The sequence below is a fragment of the Kitasatospora sp. GAS204B genome (assembly GCF_029892155.1).
Lineage (GTDB): Bacteria > Actinomycetota > Actinomycetes > Streptomycetales > Streptomycetaceae > Kitasatospora.
This window is the reverse complement of the sequence record NZ_JARZAG010000019.1, coordinates 156,930-177,416: the sequence shown is the minus strand read 5'-3', so window position 1 is coordinate 177,416 and position 20,487 is coordinate 156,930. Positions and strand designations below refer to the sequence as shown.

General features: G+C 72.8%; 24 protein-coding genes and 1 pseudogene. 15 read left to right on the top strand and 10 right to left on the bottom strand.

Annotation, left to right across the window (positions count from 1 at the left end; all coding sequences use genetic code 11):
• Positions 1-132: 132 nt before the first annotated feature.
• On the bottom strand, positions 133-441 hold the full coding sequence (locus P3T41_RS24890) for a hypothetical protein (protein WP_280692455.1): 309 nt from the start codon (positions 439-441) through the stop codon (positions 133-135).
• 112 nt (positions 442-553) lie between these two features.
• On the opposite strand from P3T41_RS24890, the pseudogene P3T41_RS24885 reads away from it, so the two are divergent.
• From P3T41_RS24885 to P3T41_RS24865, 5 genes and pseudogenes are all read left to right on the top strand, one after another.
• A pseudogene (locus P3T41_RS24885) lies at positions 554-865 on the top strand (MBL fold metallo-hydrolase); the annotation flags it as partial.
• Positions 866-988: 123 nt separating this feature from the next.
• Positions 989-1,975, top strand: a complete 987-nt coding sequence (deoC, locus tag P3T41_RS24880; RefSeq protein WP_280692453.1) for a deoxyribose-phosphate aldolase — start codon at positions 989-991, stop codon at positions 1,973-1,975.
• 5 nt (positions 1,976-1,980) lie between these two features.
• Positions 1,981-3,459 carry an aldehyde dehydrogenase family protein gene (locus P3T41_RS24875; protein ID WP_280692451.1) on the top strand — a complete coding sequence of 493 codons (1,479 nt, stop codon included), beginning with the start codon at positions 1,981-1,983 and terminating at the stop codon, positions 3,457-3,459.
• Complete coding sequence (locus P3T41_RS24870) at positions 3,452-4,351, top strand: aldehyde dehydrogenase family protein (protein WP_280692449.1); 900 nt, start codon at positions 3,452-3,454, stop codon at positions 4,349-4,351. The genes P3T41_RS24875 and P3T41_RS24870 overlap by 8 nt, the downstream gene beginning before the upstream one ends.
• Before the next feature lie 227 nt (positions 4,352-4,578).
• A complete protein-coding gene (locus P3T41_RS24865) occupies positions 4,579-5,226 on the top strand; it encodes an ATP-binding protein (protein ID WP_280692448.1) in 648 nt (215 codons plus the stop codon).
• 236 nt (positions 5,227-5,462) lie between these two features.
• Here the strand turns inward: P3T41_RS24865 and P3T41_RS24860 are convergent, their stop codons facing one another.
• Positions 5,463-6,185, bottom strand: a complete 723-nt coding sequence (locus P3T41_RS24860) for a SigE family RNA polymerase sigma factor (RefSeq protein ID WP_280692446.1) — start codon at positions 6,183-6,185, stop codon at positions 5,463-5,465.
• 364 nt (positions 6,186-6,549) lie between these two features.
• Here P3T41_RS24860 and P3T41_RS24855 point away from each other — a divergent pair, with 364 nt between their 5' ends.
• From P3T41_RS24855 to P3T41_RS24835, 5 genes are all read left to right on the top strand, one after another.
• Complete coding sequence (locus P3T41_RS24855; protein WP_348533695.1) at positions 6,550-7,245, top strand: response regulator transcription factor; 696 nt, start codon at positions 6,550-6,552, stop codon at positions 7,243-7,245.
• Between the two features lie 67 nt (positions 7,246-7,312).
• Positions 7,313-8,917, top strand: a complete 1,605-nt coding sequence (locus P3T41_RS24850) for a HAMP domain-containing sensor histidine kinase (protein ID WP_280692442.1) — start codon at positions 7,313-7,315, stop codon at positions 8,915-8,917.
• On the top strand, positions 8,914-9,249 hold the full coding sequence (locus tag P3T41_RS24845; RefSeq protein ID WP_280692440.1) for a hypothetical protein: 336 nt from the start codon (positions 8,914-8,916) through the stop codon (positions 9,247-9,249). The genes P3T41_RS24850 and P3T41_RS24845 overlap by 4 nt, the downstream gene beginning before the upstream one ends.
• A 136-nt stretch (positions 9,250-9,385) precedes the next feature.
• Complete coding sequence (locus P3T41_RS24840; RefSeq protein ID WP_280692439.1) at positions 9,386-10,174, top strand: VanZ family protein; 789 nt, start codon at positions 9,386-9,388, stop codon at positions 10,172-10,174.
• A gap of 182 nt (positions 10,175-10,356) precedes the next feature.
• A complete protein-coding gene (locus tag P3T41_RS24835) occupies positions 10,357-10,548 on the top strand; it encodes a PspC domain-containing protein (RefSeq protein WP_280692438.1) in 192 nt (63 codons plus the stop codon).
• A gap of 93 nt (positions 10,549-10,641) precedes the next feature.
• Here P3T41_RS24835 and P3T41_RS24830 read toward each other — a convergent pair whose 3' ends face one another.
• The 3 genes from P3T41_RS24830 to P3T41_RS24820 form a co-directional block, all read right to left on the bottom strand.
• Positions 10,642-11,031, bottom strand: a complete 390-nt coding sequence (locus tag P3T41_RS24830; protein WP_280692436.1) for a hypothetical protein — start codon at positions 11,029-11,031, stop codon at positions 10,642-10,644.
• Between the two features lie 242 nt (positions 11,032-11,273).
• Positions 11,274-12,422, bottom strand: a complete 1,149-nt coding sequence (locus P3T41_RS24825) for an adenosine deaminase (RefSeq protein WP_280692434.1) — start codon at positions 12,420-12,422, stop codon at positions 11,274-11,276.
• 99 nt (positions 12,423-12,521) lie between these two features.
• Entirely contained in the window at positions 12,522-13,481 is a 960-nt protein-coding gene (locus P3T41_RS24820) for a LysR family transcriptional regulator (protein WP_280692433.1), read from the bottom strand.
• A gap of 64 nt (positions 13,482-13,545) precedes the next feature.
• Here P3T41_RS24820 and P3T41_RS24815 point away from each other — a divergent pair, with 64 nt between their 5' ends.
• Positions 13,546-14,829: an MFS transporter gene (locus tag P3T41_RS24815; RefSeq protein WP_280692431.1), complete on the top strand. Its 1,284-nt coding sequence runs from the start codon at positions 13,546-13,548 to the stop codon at positions 14,827-14,829.
• Between the two features lie 20 nt (positions 14,830-14,849).
• Here the strand turns inward: P3T41_RS24815 and P3T41_RS24810 are convergent, their stop codons facing one another.
• Together P3T41_RS24810 and P3T41_RS24805 are read right to left on the bottom strand one after the other, a co-directional pair.
• The gene (locus P3T41_RS24810; protein ID WP_280692429.1) at positions 14,850-15,110 is read right to left on the bottom strand and encodes a hypothetical protein; all 261 of its coding nucleotides are present in this window, start codon (positions 15,108-15,110) and stop codon (positions 14,850-14,852) included.
• A 74-nt stretch (positions 15,111-15,184) separates the two neighbouring features.
• Positions 15,185-15,958, bottom strand: a complete 774-nt coding sequence (locus P3T41_RS24805; RefSeq protein WP_280692427.1) for a hypothetical protein — start codon at positions 15,956-15,958, stop codon at positions 15,185-15,187.
• A gap of 257 nt (positions 15,959-16,215) precedes the next feature.
• Between P3T41_RS24805 and P3T41_RS24800 the strand changes: the two genes are divergently transcribed.
• The 3 genes from P3T41_RS24800 to P3T41_RS24790 all read left to right on the top strand — a co-directional run bounded on the left by P3T41_RS24800 (position 16,216) and on the right by P3T41_RS24790 (position 17,966).
• Positions 16,216-16,380, top strand: coding sequence for a hypothetical protein (locus tag P3T41_RS24800; protein WP_280692425.1), 165 nt, complete (start codon positions 16,216-16,218; stop codon positions 16,378-16,380).
• A gap of 67 nt (positions 16,381-16,447) precedes the next feature.
• Complete coding sequence (locus P3T41_RS24795) at positions 16,448-17,245, top strand: phytanoyl-CoA dioxygenase family protein (protein ID WP_280692423.1); 798 nt, start codon at positions 16,448-16,450, stop codon at positions 17,243-17,245.
• 70 nt (positions 17,246-17,315) lie between these two features.
• Positions 17,316-17,966, top strand: coding sequence for a beta-glucanase (locus tag P3T41_RS24790; RefSeq protein ID WP_280692421.1), 651 nt, complete (start codon positions 17,316-17,318; stop codon positions 17,964-17,966).
• A 19-nt stretch (positions 17,967-17,985) separates the two neighbouring features.
• Here the strand turns inward: P3T41_RS24790 and P3T41_RS24785 are convergent, their stop codons facing one another.
• Entirely contained in the window at positions 17,986-18,324 is a 339-nt protein-coding gene (locus P3T41_RS24785; RefSeq protein WP_280692419.1) for a helix-turn-helix transcriptional regulator, read from the bottom strand.
• Positions 18,321-18,704 carry a type II toxin-antitoxin system RelE/ParE family toxin gene (locus tag P3T41_RS24780; RefSeq protein ID WP_280692417.1) on the bottom strand — a complete coding sequence of 128 codons (384 nt, stop codon included), beginning with the start codon at positions 18,702-18,704 and terminating at the stop codon, positions 18,321-18,323. The genes P3T41_RS24785 and P3T41_RS24780 overlap by 4 nt, the downstream gene beginning before the upstream one ends.
• A gap of 50 nt (positions 18,705-18,754) precedes the next feature.
• Here P3T41_RS24780 and P3T41_RS24775 point away from each other — a divergent pair, with 50 nt between their 5' ends.
• Positions 18,755-19,099: an AbrB/MazE/SpoVT family DNA-binding domain-containing protein gene (locus P3T41_RS24775; protein WP_280692415.1), complete on the top strand. Its 345-nt coding sequence runs from the start codon at positions 18,755-18,757 to the stop codon at positions 19,097-19,099.
• 58 nt (positions 19,100-19,157) lie between these two features.
• Here the strand turns inward: P3T41_RS24775 and P3T41_RS24770 are convergent, their stop codons facing one another.
• Positions 19,158-20,435, bottom strand: coding sequence for a thymidine phosphorylase (locus tag P3T41_RS24770; protein WP_280692414.1), 1,278 nt, complete (start codon positions 20,433-20,435; stop codon positions 19,158-19,160).
• Positions 20,436-20,487: the final 52 nt, after the last annotated feature.

Genomic DNA, 20,487 nt, shown 5'->3' with positions numbered 1-20,487 from the left:
CTCGATCGTCGAACAGGGCTCGCACGACGACCTGATCGCCACCGAAGGCGCCTACGCCCGCCTCTACCAAGCCCAGTTCGCCCAAGCCGTGGCCGCACCGCCGAGCGTCGGGCCCCGCCCTGGGGCCGACGCTCAGCCGCGCGGCCGCCGGGCCAGCACCGTGGCGCCGTAGAGCAGCAGGGCGAGCACCGCCGCGCCCGCCGCACCCGCGATCGCATCGGCCGCCGTCAGCACCGCGTCGCCCGCCCGCAGCACCCGGGGCACCTCACCGGCCACCATGATCAATCCGGCCAGCCCCGGCAGCCACTCCAGATGGCTGCGCCGCCGGGCGGCCCGCAGCCGCCGATGCCGGTGGTCGTACACCGTGGCCGCCAGGCGCACGCTCACCGCCATCAGCAGGAAACCGGTCCAGACCAGCGGCCACCGTTCCGACTCGAACACCGCGTCACCTCCCCCGTTCTCCTCCCCTACAGGGACGCTACCCGCGTCACGCACCGCTCTACCGGAGTGCGTGAAGGTTCTGAGCGAGATCTGAGCTACGCATACTGTTCTGATGACCATTCAGACGATCGCCGTCCGCCGCCTGGAGCTCGGCTCGTTCGTCCGCCCCGGCAGCGAGACCGCGGACGGCCACCCCCGCGTCGAACCGGTCCTCGGCTACCTGGTGCGGCATCCCGAGGGGCTCCTGCTCTTCGACACCGGCCTCGGCGCGGGCGACCCCGGGACGGAGGCCCACTACCGCCCCCGCCGCCGCCCACTGCCCCAGGCGCTGGCAGCTGCCGGGGTGACGCCCGACGAGGTGAGCGTGGTGGTCAACTGCCATCTGCACTTCGACCACTGCGGCGGCAACCCGCTGCTGCCGGGGGTCGGCTAGCCGGCACCAACCGGCCAGAGCCGACCGGAGCCGACCGGCCAGATCTCGGTCCCGCATCGAAGAAGGGGCCCCCTAGCCTTCGCCTACGCGCGTAGATATGCTGATCTGGTGACTATGTCCACTGTTGCAGCCAACGCCCCCGGCGCCGCGGGCGGCGGCCTGAGCGACGTCGCCGCCTCCGAGGCCTCGCTCCGCCGCTTCCTGCACGGCCTGCCCGGCGTCGACGCCGTCGGCCTGGAAGCCCGCGCCGCCTCCCTCGGTACGCGTTCGATCAAGACGACGGCCAAGGCCTTCGCGATCGATCTCGCCATCTCGATGATCGACCTGACCACGCTGGAGGGCGCGGACACGGTCGGCAAGGTGCGCGCCCTGTGCGCGAAGGGGAAGCACCCCGACCCGAGTGATCCGTCCGCCCCGCGGGTCGCCGCGATCTGCGTCTACCCGGACATGGTCGCCACCGCCAAGGAAGCCCTCGCGGGCACCGGGATCCAGGTGGCCTCGGTCGCCACCGCCTTCCCCGCCGGTCGCGCCGCGCTCCCGGTGAAGCTCGCCGACACCGCCGACGCGGTGGCCGCCGGAGCCGACGAGATCGACATGGTGATCGACCGCGGCGCCTTCCTGTCCGGCCGCTACCTCGACGTCTTCAACGAGATCACCGCCGTCAAGCAGGCCTGCGTGCGGCCCGACGGCAGCTCGGCACACCTCAAGGTGATCTTCGAGACCGGAGAGCTGCAGACCTACGACAACGTCCGCCGGGCCTCCTGGCTGGCCATGCTGGCCGGCGCGGACTTCATCAAGACCTCGACCGGCAAGGTCACCGTCAACGCCACGCCCCCGGTGACCCTGCTGATGCTCGAGGCGGTGCGCGACTTCAAGGCGGCCACCGGCGTGCAGGTCGGCGTGAAGCCGGCCGGCGGCATCAAGACCACCAAGGACGCGATGAAGTACCTGGTGATGGTCAACGAGACGCTCGGCGACGACTGGCTGACCCCGCACTGGTTCCGCTTCGGCGCCTCCAGCCTGCTCAACGACCTGCTGATGCAGCGTCAGAAGCTCAGCACCGGCCGGTACTCCGGTCCCGACTACGTGACGGTGGACTGATCACGATGGCCAAGAACAAGAAGACCGAGGCCGAACTGCCGAAGAGCGGCCCGCTGTTCGGCTACGCACCGGCGCCCGAGTCCCCCGCCGCGGCCGGCGACATCGCCACCTCCTACGGCCACTTCATCGGCGGTCAGTTCGTCGACTCCAGCGGCAGCGAGGCGCTGAAGACGGTCAACCCGGCCACCGAGCAGGTGCTGGCCGAGTTCGCCCAGGGCACCGAGGAGGACGTGGACCGCGCGGTCAAGGCGGCCCGGAAGGCCTTCGGCGACTGGTCGGCACTGCCCGGCAGCGAGCGCGCCAAGTACCTGTACCGGATCGCCCGGATCATCCAGGAGCGCTCGCGCGAGCTGGCCGTGCTGGAGTCGATCGACAACGGCAAGCCGATCAAGGAGACCCGCGACTTCGACCTGCCGATGGTCGCCGCGTGGTTCTTCTACTACGCGGGCTGGGCCGACAAGCTGGACTACGCCGGCTTCGGCCCCAACCCGCGCCCGGTGGGCGTGGCCGCCCAGGTCATCCCGTGGAACTTCCCGCTGATGATGCTGGCCTGGAAGATCGCCCCGGCGCTCGCCACCGGCAACACGGTCGTCCTCAAGCCGGCCGAGACCACCCCGCTGACCGCGCTGCGGTTCGCCGAGATCTGCCGCCAGGCCGGTCTGCCCAAGGGCGTGGTCAACATCGTCACCGGTGACGGCCGCACCGGCGCCGCGCTGACCGCGCACCCGGACGTCAACAAGGTCGCCTTCACCGGCTCGACCAACGTCGGCCGTTCGATCGCCCGGCAGCTGGCAGGCAGCCGCAAGAAGCTGTCGCTGGAGCTGGGTGGCAAGGCCGCCAACATCGTCTTCGACGACGCGCCGATCGACCAGGCGGTCGAGGGCATCGTCAACGGCATCTTCTTCAACCAGGGCCACGTCTGCTGCGCCGGCTCCCGACTGCTGGTCCAGGAGTCGATCCAGGACGAGCTGCTGGAGGCGCTCAAGCGCCGGATGGCCACGCTGCGCGTGGGCGACCCGCTGGACAAGAACACCGACATCGGCGCGATCAACTCGGCCGGCCAGCTGGCCCGGATCACCGAGCTGACCGCGGCCGGCGAGGCCGAGGGCGCCGAGCGCTGGTCGCCGGCCTGCGAACTGCCGTCCGCGGGCTACTGGTTCCGCCCCACGCTGTTCACCGGCGTGAGCCAGGCGCACCGGATCGCCCAGGAGGAGATCTTCGGCCCGGTGCTCTCGGTGCTGACCTTCCGCACTCCGGACGAGGCCGTGGCGAAGGCCAACAACACCCCGTTCGGCCTCTCCGCCGGGATCTGGACGGAGAAGGGCTCGCGCATCCTCTGGATGGCGGACCGGCTCAAGGCCGGTGTGGTGTGGGCCAACACCTTCAACAAGTTCGACCCGACGTCGCCGTTCGGCGGTTACAAGGAGTCGGGTTACGGCCGCGAGGGTGGCCGCCACGGTCTGGAGGCCTACCTCGATGTCTGATGTCATCCGGCTTGACGTGATGAAGACCTACAAGCTGTTCGTCGGCGGGAAGTTCCCGCGTTCCGAGAGCGGACGGGTGTACGAGGTGAGCGACAGTAAGGGCCAGTGGCTGGCCAACGCCCCGCTCGGGACCCGCAAGGACACCCGGGACGCCGTGCTGGCCGCCCGGGCGGCCGTGAAGGGCTGGGCCGGGACCACGGCCTACAACCGCGGCCAGGTGCTCTACCGGGTGGCCGAGATGCTGCAGGGGCGGCGCGAGCAGTTCGCCGCCGAGGTGGCCGCAGCCGAGGGCCTGGGCGCCAAGAAGGCCGCCGCGCTGGTGGACCAGGCGATCGACCGCTGGGTCTGGTACGCGGGCTGGACCGACAAGGTGGCGCAGATCGCGGGCGCCGCCAACCCGGTGGCCGGGCCGTACTTCAACCTCTCGCTGCCGGAGCCGACCGGCGTGGTGGGCATCGTGGCCCCGCAGACCGGCTACGGGCACTCGTTCCTCGGCCTGGTCTCGGTGATCGCCCCGGCGATCGCCACCGGCAACACCGTCGTGGTCGCGGCGGCCGCCGACGCGCCGCTGCCGGCCCTGTCGCTCGGCGAGGTGCTCGCCACCTCGGACGTGCCCGGCGGCGTGGTGAACATCATCTCCGGCCGCACCGCCGACCTGGCGCCGACGCTCGCCTCGCACCAGGACGTCAACGCCCTCGACCTGACCGGCGCGATCGCCGCCGAGGGCCCGGGCGCGGCGGCTGTCCTGGAGGCGGCCGCGGCCGATACATTGAAGCGGGTGCTGCGCCCGGCGGTCGATCCGTCGGCGCAGGACTGGACCAGTGCCCCGGGCACCGACCGGCTGCTCTCCTTCCTGGAGACCAAGACGGTCTGGCACCCGATGGGCCAGTAGCCCCGGTTCCCGCCGGACCACCCACCCAAGGCTGGCCGTCCCAAGTGCCCCTCCCCCCCCCGGGGCCCGGACGCGCCATCGACGGGCCCGCGCCTCTCCCCCCTGGCGCGGGCCCGTCACCTGTTTCCCGCCGTTTCCCGCTGTTTCCTGCTGTTTCCCGCCGCACGACTGTTTTCGCCGAACGACGGGTTACGAGCACCGCGTCCGATGCGTCAGACTGGTGTCTCGTGAGTGACTCGCCGTTGAACCCCGCCTCGACCACCTGCGCCCGCGTGGTGCTGCTCTCCGGGCCCTCGGGATCGGGGAAGTCCTCGCTGGCCGAGCGCCTGGCGCTGCCGGTGCTGCAGCTGGACGACTTCTACAAGGACGGCGACGACCCGAGCCTGCCGCAGTTGCCCGACGGCTCCGGCATCGACTGGGACTCGCCGCTCTCCTGGCACGGCGCGCAGGCGCTGGCCGCGATCCGGCAGCTGGTGGAGACCGGACGGGCCGAGGTCCCGGTCTACTCGATCCCGGCCAACGGCCGGGCCGGCTCGCACACCCTGGAGCTGGGCGGCTCCCCCGCCTTCATCGCCGAGGGGATCTTCGCCGCCGAACTGGTCGCCGCCTGCGAGGCCGAAGACCTGCTCGGCGCCGCCCTCTGCCTGCGCAACCGCCCGCTGACCACGGCCTGGCGCCGGTTCCGCCGCGACGTCCGCGAGGGCCGCAAGTCCGTCCCCTACCTGCTGCGCCGCGGCTGGCGGCTGATGCGCGCCGAGCGCGGCATCGTGGCCCGCCAGGTCGAACTCGGCGCCGACGCCTGCGCGGGCGCCGAGGCGGCCGCCCGGGTGCGCGCGGTGGTCCGCCAGGGCGGACGGATCGCGGTCGGGGCCTGACGCGACGGGGCTAGGGCGGCAGTTCCCACGTGTACCGCTCCCCCGGCACGTTCCGGATGAAGCTCGCACGCAAGCAGTCGGGCCCGGTGTCCTCTCCCGAGACACCGGGCCCGACTGTTCTTGCGGGTAGGCGGCTTCCCTGCCGCCGCGGCTCCCCCGAGCCCGCGACCGCTCCGCTTCCCCACCCGTCCCCCGACGGGAGTCCTTGTCGTTCAGGCCGTTGGACGACCAGTCCGTTACGCCACCAGCTCGCCGAAGGCGAAGGCGGTGTCGCCGTTGCGGTTGAGCTGCTCGTCGTCGCGCAGGCGGCGCAGGGCGCGCCAGATGCTGCTCTTGACGGTGCCGACGCTGATGCCCAGGATGTCGGCGATCTCCGGGTCGGTGCGGCCCTCGTAGTAGCGCAGCACCAGCATGGTGCGCTGGTTCTCCGGGAGCTTGGCGAGCGCCTGCCACAGGACGGCGCGCAGTTCGGTGCCGCCCATCGCGTCGGTGTCGCCGACCGTCTCCGGCAGCTCCTCGGTCGGGTACTCGTTGAGCTTGCGCCGGCGCCAGGCCGAGATGTGCAGGTTGGTCATGGTGCGGCGCAGGTAGCCGCCGACCGCCGCCTTGTCGGTGATCCGGCCCCAGGCCCGGTAGGTGCTGAAGAGCGCGCTCTGCAGCAGGTCCTCGGCCTCGAAGCGGTCACCGGTCAGGTGGTAGGCAGTGGCGTACAGGGAGGCGCGGCGCTCGCGCACGTACGCGGTGAACTCCGTCAGGTGGTCCACCTCGGCGGCCGAGGGCTCCCCCTGCACGCCTCCCTGCTCGCCCTGCCGGACGCTCTCCTCGACCGGCGCGAGCCGGTAGAGGGTGGCGCCCTCGGTCTGGCCGGCCTGCGGCTCCCCCGAGCCGGCCGCGGTCAGACCGCCCCCGTTCACCGCGTGCGTCCCGGTGTGCGTTCCCCCGAACACTCCCCCCGGCACGCCCTGCGTCCTGCTCCCGCCGCCCACTCGGCGAGCCCCCGTGCAGTGCTCGACCCGGACCTTCGCCGCCGGCCGAACGCCGCGGACTGCCGGGTTGTGCGCATCCCAGATGCCCCGGGTCTCAAGCGTTGCGGTCATTGCTGCCCCCATGGTCGGTACGAGCGAGTTCTTTCCACCTCCGCCGCTGCGTCCCGGTTGTTGTCCGGTTCGTGGCGGCGACATGGAAAAGCTTGCCCGGCGCCCGTCATGGTGGTGTCTGGCGACTGTCACAGCGGTGTCACAAGCACCAGGACCTTCGTCCCGCAGTGACCCGCGACACCTGCGACGCCCAGGCTGGCTCGGACGGTTCCCGGCGGCACATCCGGTGAGCCAGAATGACCAGGTGCCTTTCCTCCTATTGATCGAGGACGACGACGCCATCCGGACCGGCCTCGAACTCGCCCTCACCCGCCAGGGCCACCGCGTGGCCGCCGCAGCGTCCGGAGAGGACGGCCTCCGGCTCTTCAAGGAACAGCGTCCGGACCTCATCGTGCTGGACGTGATGCTGCCCGGAATCGACGGCTTCGAGGTCTGCCGCCGGATCCGGCGCACCGACCAGTTGCCGATCATCCTGCTGACCGCGCGCTCGGACGACATCGACGTGGTCGTCGGCCTGGAGTCCGGGGCCGACGACTACGTGGTCAAGCCGGTCCAGGCCCGGGTGCTGGACGCCCGGATCCGCGCCGTGCTGCGGCGCGGTGAGCGGGAGAGTTCGGACTCCTCGGCCTACGGCTCGGTGGTGATCGACCGCTCGGCGATGACCGTCACCAAGGACGGCGAGGACCTCCAGCTGACCCCCACCGAGCTGCGGCTGCTGCTCGAACTGAGCCGCCGCCCCGGCCAGGCGCTCTCCCGCCAGCAACTGCTGCGGCTGGTCTGGGAGCACGACTACCTGGGCGACTCCCGGCTGGTGGACGCCTGCGTGCAGCGGCTGCGGGCCAAGGTGGAGGACGTCCCGTCGGCGCCCACCCTGATCCGTACCGTGCGCGGGGTGGGCTATCGTCTGGACCCGCCCGCCTGACCGCACCCGCGTGCCGCGCGCCTCCCGTGCTGCCGCCTGCCCTGACACCGAATGGCTGACCCGACACGTGACTGATCATCAGAACGGCCGCCGCCGCTTCGCTCGCAGGCTGTGGCGGCGGCTGCGACTGAGTTCGCTGCGGGTCCGGCTGGCCGCGGTGTTCGCCGTGGTCGCGCTGACCGCCGCCGTCTCCGCCTCCGGCATCGCCTACTGGCTGAACCGCGACGCGGTGCTCAAGCGCGCCCAGAACAGCACCCTCACCGACTTCCGCTCCTCGCTCAGCCGCAACGTCTCCGACCTGCCGCTGGGCGCGAGCTGCGCGGCGCTCAACCAGCTGGCCGAGAACGTGGCCAGCTCCGGCCTGAGCTACAACGTCGTGGTGGTGGACGACAGTCAGCCCGACTGCGTCGCCACCTCCGACCCGCGCTTCACCGTGGCCCAGGTGCCGCACGCGCTGCTGGCCACCGTGCCCAAGCCGCGCGCCGTCGGCCCCGGCAACGCGTACCAGTACCACCTGTACTGGCAGCGGGTGAACCTCGACCGCACGCCGTACGTGGTCGGCGGCACCCGGGTGTTGCAGACCAACCTGACCGCCTACATGTTCAAGTCGCTGGACAACGAACGGGCCGATCTGGACACCCTGGGCTGGTCGTTGGCGGTGGCGACGGCGCTCGCGCTGATCGCGGCCACCCTGCTGGCCCAGGCCGCGTCCGCCACCGTGCTCCGGCCGGTGCGCCAACTCGGCGACGCGGCCCGCCGGTTGGGCGAGGGCAAGCTGGACACCCGGCTGGAGGTCAGCGGCGCGGACGAACTGGCCGACCTGGCGAGGACGTTCAACCGCACCGCTGAGGCACTCGCCGAGCAGGTCGAGGAGTTGAGCGCCCGGGAGGCGCAGAGCCGCCGGTTCGTCGCCGACATGTCGCACGAGCTGCGCACGCCGTTGACCGCGATGACGGCCGTCACCGACATCCTGGAGGACGAGGCCGAGTCGCTGGACCCGATGATCGAGCCGGCCGTGCGGCTGGTGGTCAGCGAGACCCGCCGGCTCTCCGACCTGGTGGAGAACCTGATGGAGGTGACCCGGTTCGACGCCGGCACCGCCAAGCTGGTCGCCGACGAGATGGACATCGCCGACCTGATCATGTCCTGCATCGACGGCCGGGCCTGGTACGACGCGGTCGAGGTGGACGCCCCGCGCGGGGTGCTGGCCGTGGTCGACCCGCGCCGGCTCGACGTGGTCTTCGCCAACCTGATCGGCAACGCGCTCAAGCACGGCGGCTCGCCGGTGCGGGTCAAGGTCAGCCAGGGCGCCGGGCCGACCGGCGCGGGCGAGGTGGTGGTCGAGGTCTCGGACAGCGGGCCCGGCATCCCCGAGGACGTACTGCCGCACGTCTTCGACCGGTTCTTCAAGGCCGACAAGGGGCGGGCCCGCTCGGAGGGCAGCGGGCTCGGGCTCTCCATCGCGATGGCCAACGCGCAGATCCACGGCGGCACCATCACGGCCGCCAACGCGCCGGACGGCTCCGGCGCGGTCTTCACGCTGCGCCTACCGCTGCGGCCGCCGGCCCGGGACGGGGCAGTGGACAGCGGGACGGACAGCGGGACGGGCGGCGGGACGGACAGCCGACCGGGGGGCTCGGGGGAGCAGACCGAGCGGAGGTCGGACCAGTGAACCAGGTGACGAGCAGCGGCGGTTGGCCGAAATGGGCGCTGGCGCTGGCGATCGGCGCGGCCACCGCCGCGCTGGCGAGCGGCTGCGGCATCCGGCCCACGGCCGTCCCGGTCGACGCCGGCCCACCGGCCAGCCGCACCGCCTGCCCGAGCGTGGTGCACCCGCCGGCCGTGCCGGCCCCCATGGGCACCCCGACCAGCCCGGCGACCGGCTCGCCCCGGGCCTCGGGCCGGCCCACCGCCGCCCCCTCGCCGGTGGTCGTGCCGTCGCCCAGCAGCCCGTTCAACGCGCTGCCCTCGCCGACGCCGAGCGGGACGCCCAACTGCCAGTGACCACGGACGAGCGGGACCGGGACGAGCAGTCGCGCGGTGGCGCTGTGAGCGACGCCACGCCCGAGCGCGTGGAGCGGCGGGAACCGGCTTGACCTGGCACCGCGTCCTGAAGGGCGTGCAGCGAGATGGCACCGGCGTGCGGAATGCGCGCGACAGCGTGCGGATCGAGGACCGACGGCAGGCCACCACGACGGCCACGCCGCCGGACGACCCTTCGGGGACTGCGGACTCGTCTGGGGCGGCCGAGGCCCTGCCCCTCGCACTGCGTTCGGTCGGCCTGAGCCTGCTCGCGCTCTACGCCCTGCTGCTGGCCTGGCTGACCCTGCGCCAGGTGTCCACTGCCTGGGCCTACGACGCCAACCTGACCCCGTTCGCCTCCGTGCACCGCGCGCTCGGCACCGGTGGGGCCGCCGGCCTGCGGCAGGTCGCGGGCGGGCTGGCGACGCTGGCGCCGCTCGGCGTGCTGCTGCCGATGGCGGGCGGACGGCTGCGGACGGCGTGGCTGCCGTCCTTCCTGCAGACCCTGGGCGCCACCGCGCTGATCGCCACCGCCCTCGAGGTGGTCCGCACGGGCGTGGCCGGGCAGGTGCTCAACGTGGACGACATACTGCTCGGCGTGATCGGCGCGGCGCTCGCCCACCTGGCGGTGGTCCCGGCCGGGCGCGCCCGGCTGCGGGCCCGGCCGACGGCGGAGCAGCCCGCAACGACTCCGACCCCGGCAGCGGCGCCCGCGCCGACCCCGAGCCCGAGCCCGGCCGGCGCCGAACCGCCCGCGCCCACCACCACCGTCACCACCGCCGTCACCACCGCCCGCGACAGGCTCGACGACACCCCGGCCGGCCGCCTGCACCACCTGCGCACCCACCGCCCGGGCCCGCTGCCGGTCACCCGCCACCACGCCCCGGCCCGCGCGCACCGCTTCTGAGGCACGGCCGGCTCAGGGCCGCCCCTGAGTCGAACCCCGAGATCCGCCCACCCCGCCCCGGTGAGACTCCGGGGTGCCGGATCGGCATCCGGGCTGACGCTCGACCAGGTCCACCGGACGCAGCATGGAGTCACAGCCCCGGGACCACCGGAGCGTCACCCCGCTACCGCTCGGAGACCGCCATGACCGCCATCCGCACGCTGGCCCGCCCCCGCCACGACCGCCTCGTCGCCGGCGTCTGCGCCGGGATCGCCGAGCGCTTCGGCCTCTCCGCCTGGACGGTCCGGCTGATCTTCCTGGTCTCCTGCCTGCTGCCCGGGCCGCAGTTCCTGGTCTACCTGGCCCTGTGGCTGCTGCTCCCGCAGGAGCCCTGACCCGGCCGGCCGAACCCCGGGTACGACACAGGGCCGCCTGCTCCGCTCGCGCGCAGTAGGCGGCCCTGGTGTGAGCCGTGGTGGCCCGATCCGTCAGCCGACCCCGGGCAGGCCACCGCTCACCGGCGCGGCGCCGCCGAGCAGGCCGCCCACCGGGCCGGGTGCCTGCTTCGCGATGCCGCCGAGCGCGCCGACCGGCAGCCCGCGGGTGGCCTCGCCGGCCGGGGCAGCGGCCGCCGGGGCCTGCGCGGCGGGCGCCTGGCCGGCGTTGGAGTCGAGCATGCCGGTGGCGTGCGAGACCGGACCGCCGACCGCCGGGGCCTTGTCCAGAGTCCCGGTCAGGCCAGTGGTGTCGGGCAGCGCACCGGTGGGCAGCGCGCCGAGGCCGCCGGGGGCGGCGGCCGACGCGGCACCGGCGGCGGTGGCCGCGATGACGACGCCGAGCGCCGCCGTGCCGGCAGCCTTGAGAGTGGCCTGCTTCATGGGTCCGTCCTAGGGTCCGTCGGGCCGGCGCGGGCTCGCGCCAGGGCGGGCCCGAAGGCACCAGCCCAGCGTGTGCCGCTGCACCGTGTCAGCAGTGATTGGCTCACCGTAGACAGTCCGTCGTGCCGGGACCAAAGCGTGTCACTCGGCCGAGTGAACCGTCATACAGTCGCACCGCGCCTTCCCCGTACGGAGTCTGACGGATCCTCAGCAGTGGACGGCCACTCGGCGACCGACCGCCCTCAGGCCGAGGCGCCGAACAGCCACTCGGCCTTGAGCTCCGCGTACCCCGGCTTGATCACCTCGTTGATCATCGCCAGCCGCTCGTCGAACGGCAGGAACGAGGACTTCATCGCGTTGACGGTGAACCACTGCATGTCGTCCAGCCCGTACCCGAAGGCCTCGATCAGGTGGCCGAACTCCTGGCTCATGCTGGTCCCGCTCATCAGCCGGTTGTCGGTGTTCACGGTGACCCGGAACTTCAGCCGGCTGAGCAGCCCGATCGGGTGCTCGGCGTAGGAACTCGCCGCCGCCGTCTGCAGGTTGGAGGTCGGGCACATCTCCAGCGGGATCCGCTTGTCGCGCACGTAGGCGGCCAGCCGGCCGAGCTCGACGGTGCCGTCCTCGTTGACCGTGATGTCGTCGATGATCCGCACACCGTGGCCGAGCCGGTCGGCGCCGCAGCACTGCAGCGCCTCCCAGATCGAGGGCAGGCCGAAGGCCTCGCCGGCGTGGATGGTGAAGTGGTTGTTCTCGCCCTTGAGGTAGTCGAAGGCGCCCTGGTGCCGGGTCGGCGGGTGGCCCGCCTCGGCGCCGGCGATGTCGAAGCCGACCACGCCGGCGTCGCGGTAGCGGTTGGCCAGCTCGGCGATCTCCTGCGAGCGGGCGGCGTGCCGCATCGCGGTGAGCAGGGTGCCGACCTTGATCCGGTGGCCGTTGGCCCGGGCTTTGGCCTCACCGATCCGGAAGCCCTCGTTGACCGCCTCGACCACCTCGTCCAGGCTCAGCCCGGCCTCCAGGTGCTGCTCGGGGGCGTAGCGCACCTCGGCGTAGACCACGCCGTCGGCCGCCAGGTCCTCGGCGCAGTCGGCGGCGACCCGGATCAGCGCGTCCCGGGTCTGCATCACGGCACAGGTGTGCGCGAAGGTCTCCAGGTAGCGGACCAGCGAGCCGGAGTCGGCGGCCTCGCGGAACCAGACGCCCAGCTCGGCCGGGTTGGTGGTGGGGAGCCCCTGGTAGCCGCAGGCGGCGGCCAACTCGACGATGGTCTCGGGGCGCAGGCCGCCGTCCAGGTGATCGTGCAGCAGCACCTTGGGGGCGCGACGGATCTGGTCGGCGGTGGGGACACGCGGGGCCGTGGTGCCCGCGGGGACGGTGATCTGCTTCTCCATGGCGAGAGTGTAATGCCTACGCGCGTAGATCGAGTCCCGCCACGACAGCCCTTCGCCCGGCCGGCCGCCGCCCCCTCGGCCGCGTTCCAGCAGCCGTCCTCAGCCACGTTCCAGCAGCCGCCCGCGCCGCGACAGCACGAACTCCCGGAACGCCTGCGCGGGCGGCGGCAACGACCGGCCGGTCACCCAGGCCAGCCCGATCGCCCGCCGGGTCCGCGGTGCCGTCACCGTCAGGTCGACCACCCCGGGCCGCGGCACCGTCCCCGGCGGCAGCAGCGCCACCCCGAGCCCGGCCGCGACCAGCCCGCGCAGCGTCTCCGCCTCCTCGCCCTCGAAGGCGATCCGCGGCGCGAACCCGGCCTGCGCGCAGAAGTCGTCGGTGATCCCGCGCAGCCCGTACCCCTGCTCCAGCGCGACGAACGGCTCCTCGGCCACCTCCGCCAGCCGGATCCGGCGCCGCCCGGCGAGCCGGTGGTCGGCGGGCACCACCAGGTGCAGCGGCTGCTCGTCCAGCGGCCGGGCGGTCAGCTCGGGGTCGTCCTCGGCGGGCAGCGGCGAGACCAGGCACAGGTCCAACTCGCCCGCCCGCAGCCGGGCCAGCATCGCCGCCACGTAGTCCTGCACCAGCTGGAACCGCACCCGCGGGTGGTCGGCCCGAAAGCCCCGCAGCAGCGCGGGCACCGCGTCCGTCCCCATGGTGTGGAGAAACCCGAACGCCACCCGCCCGGCTGCCGGGTCCACCTCGGCCCGCACCGCCCGGGCCCCGCGCTCCAGCTCGGCCAACGCCCGCTCCACCGAGCCGAGCAGCAGCTGACCGGCTCTGGTCAGCCGCACCGTGCGGCCCTCGCGGACCAGCAGGTCGGCCCCCAACTCCCGCTCCAGCCGGGCGATCGCGCGCGACAGCGTGGGCTGCGGCATGGCGAGCAGCTCGGCCGCCCGGGTCACGTGCTCCAGCCGGGCCACCGCCGCGAACTGCGCCAGCTTCGGCGCGAGTTGGACCGCCGGAGCCTGCGGGTCCAGCTCGACGGGTCTCGGGACGGGATTCTCCTCATACGCCACAGCATGAATTGTGGCCCATTGATGTATTGGACGCATGGAATCGGGCAGGTCTAGCGTCATTGCCATGCCTCCCGTGGAGACCACCGCAGCCGAGGCATCCGCCGCAGTCACCGCCCCGGGTGCCGTCCACTCCGCCACCACCACCGACCTGCGACTGCGCCCCGGGCAGCGGGACTTCCGGCGCTCCAACCTCGCGCTGTTCGCCGCCGGCATCGCCACCTTCGTGCTGCTCTACTCCACCCAGGGCCTGCTGCCGCTGCTCTCCGCCGGCCTCGACCTCACGCCCGGGCAGGCGAGTTGGACGGCCTCGGCGGCCACCCTCGGCCTCGCACTCGGCCTGCTGCCGGCCAGTGCGCTCTCCGACCGCTACGGGCGCACGGCGGTGATGACCGGCTCGGTGCTCGCCGCCTCGCTGATCGCCGTCGCGCTGCCGTTCGCCCCCTCGCTCGGCGTCCTGGTCGCACTGCGCGCGCTCCAGGGCGCGGCGCTGGCCGGCCTGCCCGCCACCGCGATGGCCTACCTCGTGGAGGAGGTGCACCCGAGCGCGCTGCCGTCCGCGATGGGCCTCTACGTCGCGGGCAACAGCATCGGCGGCATGGGCGGCCGCCTGGTCGCCGGCTGGACCGGCGCCGCCTGGGGCTGGCGCTGGGGCCTGGCCGCCTCGGCCGCGCTCGCGCTGCTCTCGGTGCTCGCCTTCCGCCTGCTGATCCCCACCGCCCGCCACTTCCGCCGCACCCCCGTGGACGCCCGCGCCCTGGCCCGCACCGTCGGCGCCCACCTGCGCAACCCGCTGCTGCTGCGGCTGTACGCGCTGGGCATGCTCTTCATGGCCGTCTTCGGCGCGGTCTACAACACCGTCGGCTTCCGGCTGATCGCGGCGCCCTTCCACCTGCCGCAGTCGGTGGCCGCCTCGATCTTCGTGGTCTACCTGGTCGGCACCGGCACCTCCGCCGCCGCCGGACGCCTCACCCGCGCCCTGGGCCGCCGGGGCGCCCTCTACGTCGCGATCGGCCTGACCACCGCGGGCCTGCTGCTCTCCCTCGCGAACTCCCTGCTCTGCGCACTGCTCGGCCTGGTGCTGATCACCGGCGGCTTCTTCGCCGGTCACGCCACCGCCTCCTCGGCCGTGGGACGGACGGCGCAGCACGGCCGGGCCCAGGCCTCGGCCCTCTACCTGATGGCCTACTACCTGGGCAACAGCCTCGGCGGCACGGTGGGCGCGGACGCCTTCCACGCGGTCGGCTGGTCGGGCGCGGCAGTTGTGGGCCTGGCGGCGATGACCCTGGCGGGCGGCGTGACGCTGTACGCCACCTGGCGGGCGGCGGGGGTGGGTACGGTGCGGGCATGAACGTCGACGATGTCGACGTCTCAGTCGGCCGACGGGTCGGGCTCGCGTCGCCCCTTCCACTCCTCGGACCCGAGGGCGAGGAATCCCGTCCCCTGGCAGTCCGTACAGGTCTCCGGCACGTAGCTCGCGCCCACCACGATGGCCGGCTTTCCGTCGTGGCCGAGGTAGTCCCGCGCGCCCATCCGGGCGCGGGCACGGGACCCCTGGTTGCAGTTGGGGCACTGCAGGCGGAACTTCACGAACCCAGGCCCGGTCGGCTGCTGCTGCTCGTCATCGCTCATGGCGTCAGTATCGCGGCTTCCCGGATCGGCCCGCCGTGCCGCACCCATCGCGAGTGGACCCCGGCCCCGTACGGTCAGGACACCCCGCCGAGCGCCAGCGCGAGCCGATCGGGCCACGGGTTCGGGTGGTCGTCGGGCGGATACGCCCGGATCTGCCCGACCCAACGGCCCATCTCCTCGGCGCGCCACTGCTCGAACGCCGCCCGGTCCGCGTCGTACCGCTCCCTGGTGTTCGCCTCGCGGTAGCCGTCATCCCATTCCGCACTCCGGGCGAAGGGGTGGAGGTGCTCGACCACGACGTCCGGCAGGTAGGTGATCCCGTCGAGGGCCTGTCCGAGTTCCAGCCAGGCGTTGTCGGCCCACAGGTGGACGATGCCCGGCGGGACCATCAGCCCGGTGGCCAGCACGATGTCGCTGGTCATCGCGACCTGGGTGGGCAGGTCCGGACCGACGAGGAGGTCGTTGCCGTAGACGATGCCGGTGCCGAGCTCGTCGAGCGCCTCGACGTAGCGCTGATCCCAGCCGACGGTGCGCGGCACGTTGTCGTCGCCCAGGAAGCCGATCTTGGGGAAACGGGCGGCGACCTGCGGCGCGTAGTAGTTGAGGGTGCCGGCCAACCGCAGGCGCGGCGCTTCGAGGAGGTGGAACTCCGGGCCGTCGGTGCCCGCTCCACGGTTGCCGCGTGCGGTCTCGTGGAGCTCGCGGTAGCCCGGCAGGACCGGATCGTCGAAGTCGACGCAGGCGATGAGCGTCGTGGCAGTGGTGCACGTCTCGGTGAACGCCTGCCAGAGCCGACGGAGGTTGTCCGGCCGGCCACGCGTGGGGACCAACATGGCGAGGGCTGCCATCGAACGTGCCACCAACCTTCCACTAAGGGCGCGAGCTTGCCTCGGCGCCGAGCCGGGCCGGCACGCGGACCGGCCACCAGGCGCACATCGGTGTCCACGGGGCACGCCGGGGGCGGGGTTCACGCGGGGTCCATCCGCCTCCCGGGTGAATGCGGCTCGCCCGACGAGCCGCATCCCCGGTGCGCCTGCGCGCCTCCCGCATCCCCGTTCGACTGGAGTGAGCAGCGACCCGTCCCGCCACCACCCGGAGCCCCCGCATGCCCCAGTCCCTCGCCGCCGTCCTGCTCCTCACCCTCACCGCCGCACCCCGCCCCACCCTCGCCGACTCCGGCACCTCCCCGAGCCTGCTCACCGTCGGCGCGCTCGCCCTCACCCTGCTCACCCTCGGCACGGTCGCCCTCGTCCGCAGCCACCGCCGCTGACCCGCGGCCGGCCGCCCGCACGAAATCCGGTTGTCGCCGCCGCCCTCCCCCGCTCAGAATCGGCGCCATGTCCGCCGCTGCCGCCGTCCTGACCGATGACCAGATCGAGCGCTTCGTCACCGAAGGCTTCGTCCACCTCCCCGAGGCGTTCCCGCGCGAACTCGCCGACGAGTGCCGGGCGTTCCTCTGGCGCGAGACCGGCCTGGACCCCGAGGACCCGGCCACCTGGACGCAACCCGTGGTGCGCCTGGACGGCTACGGGGACGCACCGTTCCGGCAGGCCGCCGGCACGCCCCGCCTGCACGCCGCCTTCGACCAACTCGTCGGCCCGGGCCGCTGGTTGCCGCGCACCGGGCTCGGCACCTTCCCGATCCGCTTCCCGCACCCGCAGGACCCGGGCGACGCGGGGTGGCACGTGGACGGCAGTTACACCCCGCCCGGCGAACAGGGTTACTGGCTCAACCTCCGCTCCCGGGACCGGGCGTTGCTGATGCTCTTCCTCTTCTCCGACGTCGACGCCGACAGCGCGCCGACCCGGATCAAGGTCGGCTCGCACCTGGACGTGCCGCCGTTCCTGGAGCCCCACGGCGAGCGCGGGGTGAACCTGTTCGAGCTCTGCGGCGCGATGGACGAGGTCGGCAAGCTCGACTCGCCGGACCGCCCGCAGGCGCTCGCCACCGGGCGGGCCGGGGACGTGTACCTCTGCCACCCGTTCCTGATCCACGGCGCCCAGTCGCACCACGGCACCGTCCCGCGCTTCCTCGCCCAGCCGCCGCTGCTGTCCACCGCACCGCTCGACCTGGACCGCGCGGACGGCGCGCACTCGCCGGTCGAACGCGCCGTGCGGCTCGGGCTCCGCGCCTGAACGGGCCGGCCACCAGCGGTTATCGCACGACGTAACGGGCATATCACCCTGCGGAACCAGGGAGAGAGCCATGGCGATCGTCTTCGACGCGGACTTCGGTTCGACCGAACAATGGGTGGCGGGCCGAACCAGCGCCTATCCGAACATGGGCCCGACCAACCGGGCCGACCACAAACTCGACCGCCTCAACGGCGCCCACTGCCCAGGCGGTCGCTTCACCGCCACCCGCAGCTGGTTCAGCCTCCAGTGGAGCTGCAACCTGCTCACCACCGAGGGCAGCCCGCAGGGATTCCAACTACTGGCCGGCGACACCCTGCACGCCCGGGTCACCCTGCCCACCGGCATCGGCGCCTGGCCGGCCATCTGGACCTGGCGGGACGGCGGCAACGAGGTCGACGTCTTCGAGTACCACCCCGACCACCCCGACCTGCTGGAGGTCAGCAACCACATCGCCGGCACCTCCTCCTACTGGCACGGCGCCGCCGCCGGCGTCGCCCCCGGCGCCACCCTCGACCTCAGCACCACCATCGGCGCCGACTCCGTCGACTGGCACGCGGGCGACACCCTCGTCTACTCGGACGGCCGCGGCGTGGGCGAGGACTGGCACGCCTACCTGATCGTCAACCTGTCCGTATCGGACGGGACTTACCACCCCGCCCCACCGTTCTTCGGCCCGCGCCGGCTCAGCTGGCAGTGCCTGAGCCTGCGGGTGGAACGCTGACCCGGCGCCCACGCGGCCGTCAGGCAGCGGGAGAGTGGAAGCGCAGCGCGACCTCGGCATCCGGCGCCAGATGGAGATCCAACTCAGCCTCCAGCGCGCCCGCGAGCCGGGTCAGCAGCGGCAGAGTCGGCACCGTGTCACCACCCTCGATCTGCTCGATCTGCGACTCCGCCATCCCCGCCCGCCCGGCCACCTCAGCCCGCGAAAGGCCGAGCTCGGTCCGCCGGTCATAGAGCGCCTGCCCGAACGCACGCGCATACCGGATCTCCAACCGCAGAGCGGCGACCTCAGGGCCCTCCGCAACCTGCTCGCCGAGCAGCGCACGGGTCCGCGCGGTCTTCCACCGGGAGTGGTTCATCGCGTCTCCTCGTCCGTGATCGACCGGCTGAACTCCTCGTGCGCCTCACCATGCTCAGCCTCGCAGATTTTCTGCGCCCAGAGAGCCCGGGTGACCTCAACAGTCTCCCGCATCTTCGTCTTCACGAACACGGTCAGCAGCACGACCCGGCGGTCCGGCGCGAGCCAATAGGTGATCCTGGTGGCCTCGCGGCCGAGCGAGAACCGCAACTCGCGGACCGCGCCGCCGAGGTGGCGCGAGTACGGCTCCCCCAACAAGGTCGGGTTGTCCGCCAGAAGATCAACGTAGTCTTCCGCCTTGACATAGTGGCGCGCCGGCAGCTCCGCGAGCCACCGACGCACCTCAGGCTCCAGCTCGACAACGAAGCGCGTCACGTCCACGCGTCAGAGAGTATCCGTCCGACGACGTTCTGCTGTGACAGGGTTGCACCATGGCCGCTCCAGACCGCCGCTCGCTCCCACCTGTCCCGACTACCACGCTCCGCAAGAACGGAGCAGTCACCATCCCACGTGCGATCAGGGAGCAGCTCGGACTGCGGGAGGGCGACCGCCTCGTCATGGCCGTCCAAGGTGGCCGCCTCCTCATGATCCCAGCCTCAACCATTCCGCCTGACCAGGCCTGGTTCTGGACTCCGGGTTGGCAGGCCAAAGAACGAGAGGTCGAGGAGGATCTCGCCCACGGCGAGCGCGGCCTGGTCTTCGGAGACGGTGAGGCCTTCCTCCGGTTCCTGGCCGACGATGCCGGGCTCGACTTCCCCCCGCTCCCCCGCCCCTGAACGCACCGGTGGGCGGCCCGCACCCCGCGAGCCGCCCACCGGAACCACTCCTGCTATCTCACCCGATCCGGTCCAGCACCAGCGGCGTCCGCGTGTACTCCGTCCCCAGCGGCGAGACCTCGACCCCGCCCGCCAGCGCCTCGATCGCGTAGTCGTAGCGCTCCGGGGTGTCCGTGTGCAGGGTGAGCAGCGGCTGGCCGGCCGTCACCACGTCGCCCGGCTTGGCGTGCATCTCCACGCCCGCGCCGGCCTGCACCGGGTCCTCCTTGCGTGCGCGGCCGGCGCCCAGGCGCCAGGCGCAGACGCCCACCGCGTAGGCGTCCAGCGCGGTCAGCACGCCGGTGGCCGGGGCCGGGATCACGTGCTGCTCCTTGGCGACCGGCAGCGGGGCGTCGACGTCGCCGCCCTGGGCGGAGATCAGGCGGCGCCAGTGGTCCATGGCGGAGCCGTCCTTGAGGGCGTCGGCCGGGTCCTTGCCGTGCACGCCGGCGGCCTTGAGCATCTCGCGGGCCAGCGCGATCGTCAGCTCCACGACGTCCGCGGGGCCGCCGCCGGCCAGCACCTCGACCGACTCGCGCACCTCCAGGGCGTTGCCGGCGGTGAGGCCGAGCGGGGTCGACATGTCGGTGAGCAGCGCGACGGTGTTGACGCCGGCGTTGCGGCCCAGGCCCACCATGGTGCGGGCCAACTCCTGGGCGTCGGCCAGGTTCTTCATGAAGGCGCCGGAGCCGACCTTGACGTCCAGCACCAGGGCGCCGGTGCCCTCGGCGATCTTCTTGGACATGATCGAGGAGGCGATCAGCGGGATCGCCTCGACCGTGCCGGTGACGTCGCGCAGCGCGTAGAGCTTCTTGTCGGCGGGGGCCAGCCCGTCGCCGGCCGCGCAGATCACGGCGCCGGACTCGCGGAGCACGTGCATCATCTCGTCGTTGGAGAGCAGCGCGCGCCAGCCAGGGATGGACTCCAGCTTGTCGAGGGTGCCGCCGGTGTGGCCCAGGCCCCGGCCCGACAGCTGCGGGACGGCGGCACCGCAGGCGGCGACCAGGGGGGCCAGCGGCAGGGTGATCTTGTCGCCGACGCCACCGGTGGAGTGCTTGTCGGCGGTGGGGGTGCCGAGCGCGGCGAAGTCCATCCGGACGCCGGAGCGGATCATCGCGTCGGTCCAGCGGCTGATCTCGCGCAGGTTCATCCCGTTCAGCAGGATGGCCATGGCCAGCGCGGACATCTGCTCGTCGGCCACCACACCGCGGGTGTAGGCGTCGATCACCCAGTCGATCTGATCATCGGTCAGCTCGCGGCGGTCGCGCTTGGCGGTGATGACGGAGATGACGTCCATGGCTTTCTCCCACAAGGAACGAAATGGCGCGGGGGCGGCTGCTGCTCAGCCG

Bases quoted from the DNA above. Each gene is read 5' to 3' on its own strand.
- P3T41_RS24870 (WP_280692449.1), top strand. From the start codon at position 3,452: ATGTCTGATGTCATCCGGCTTGACGTGATGAAGACCTACAAGCTGTTC.
- P3T41_RS24770 (WP_280692414.1), bottom strand. From the start codon at position 20,435: ATGGACGTCATCTCCGTCATCACCGCCAAGCGCGACCGCCGCGAGCTG.
- P3T41_RS24830 (WP_280692436.1), bottom strand. From the start codon at position 11,031: ATGAAGCAGGCCACTCTCAAGGCTGCCGGCACGGCGGCGCTCGGCGTC.
- P3T41_RS24825 (WP_280692434.1), bottom strand. From the start codon at position 12,422: ATGGAGAAGCAGATCACCGTCCCCGCGGGCACCACGGCCCCGCGTGTC.
- P3T41_RS24875 (WP_280692451.1), top strand. From the start codon at position 1,981: ATGGCCAAGAACAAGAAGACCGAGGCCGAACTGCCGAAGAGCGGCCCG.
- P3T41_RS24795 (WP_280692423.1), top strand. From the start codon at position 16,448: ATGTCCGCCGCTGCCGCCGTCCTGACCGATGACCAGATCGAGCGCTTC.
- P3T41_RS24785 (WP_280692419.1), bottom strand. From the start codon at position 18,324: ATGAACCACTCCCGGTGGAAGACCGCGCGGACCCGTGCGCTGCTCGGC.
- P3T41_RS24775 (WP_280692415.1), top strand. From the start codon at position 18,755: ATGGCCGCTCCAGACCGCCGCTCGCTCCCACCTGTCCCGACTACCACG.
- P3T41_RS24805 (WP_280692427.1), bottom strand. From the start codon at position 15,958: ATGGCAGCCCTCGCCATGTTGGTCCCCACGCGTGGCCGGCCGGACAAC.
- P3T41_RS24790 (WP_280692421.1), top strand. From the start codon at position 17,316: ATGGCGATCGTCTTCGACGCGGACTTCGGTTCGACCGAACAATGGGTG.
- P3T41_RS24835 (WP_280692438.1), top strand. From the start codon at position 10,357: ATGACCGCCATCCGCACGCTGGCCCGCCCCCGCCACGACCGCCTCGTC.
- P3T41_RS24800 (WP_280692425.1), top strand. From the start codon at position 16,216: ATGCCCCAGTCCCTCGCCGCCGTCCTGCTCCTCACCCTCACCGCCGCA.
- deoC (WP_280692453.1), top strand. From the start codon at position 989: ATGTCCACTGTTGCAGCCAACGCCCCCGGCGCCGCGGGCGGCGGCCTG.
- P3T41_RS24815 (WP_280692431.1), top strand. From the start codon at position 13,546: ATGCCTCCCGTGGAGACCACCGCAGCCGAGGCATCCGCCGCAGTCACC.
- P3T41_RS24810 (WP_280692429.1), bottom strand. From the start codon at position 15,110: ATGAGCGATGACGAGCAGCAGCAGCCGACCGGGCCTGGGTTCGTGAAG.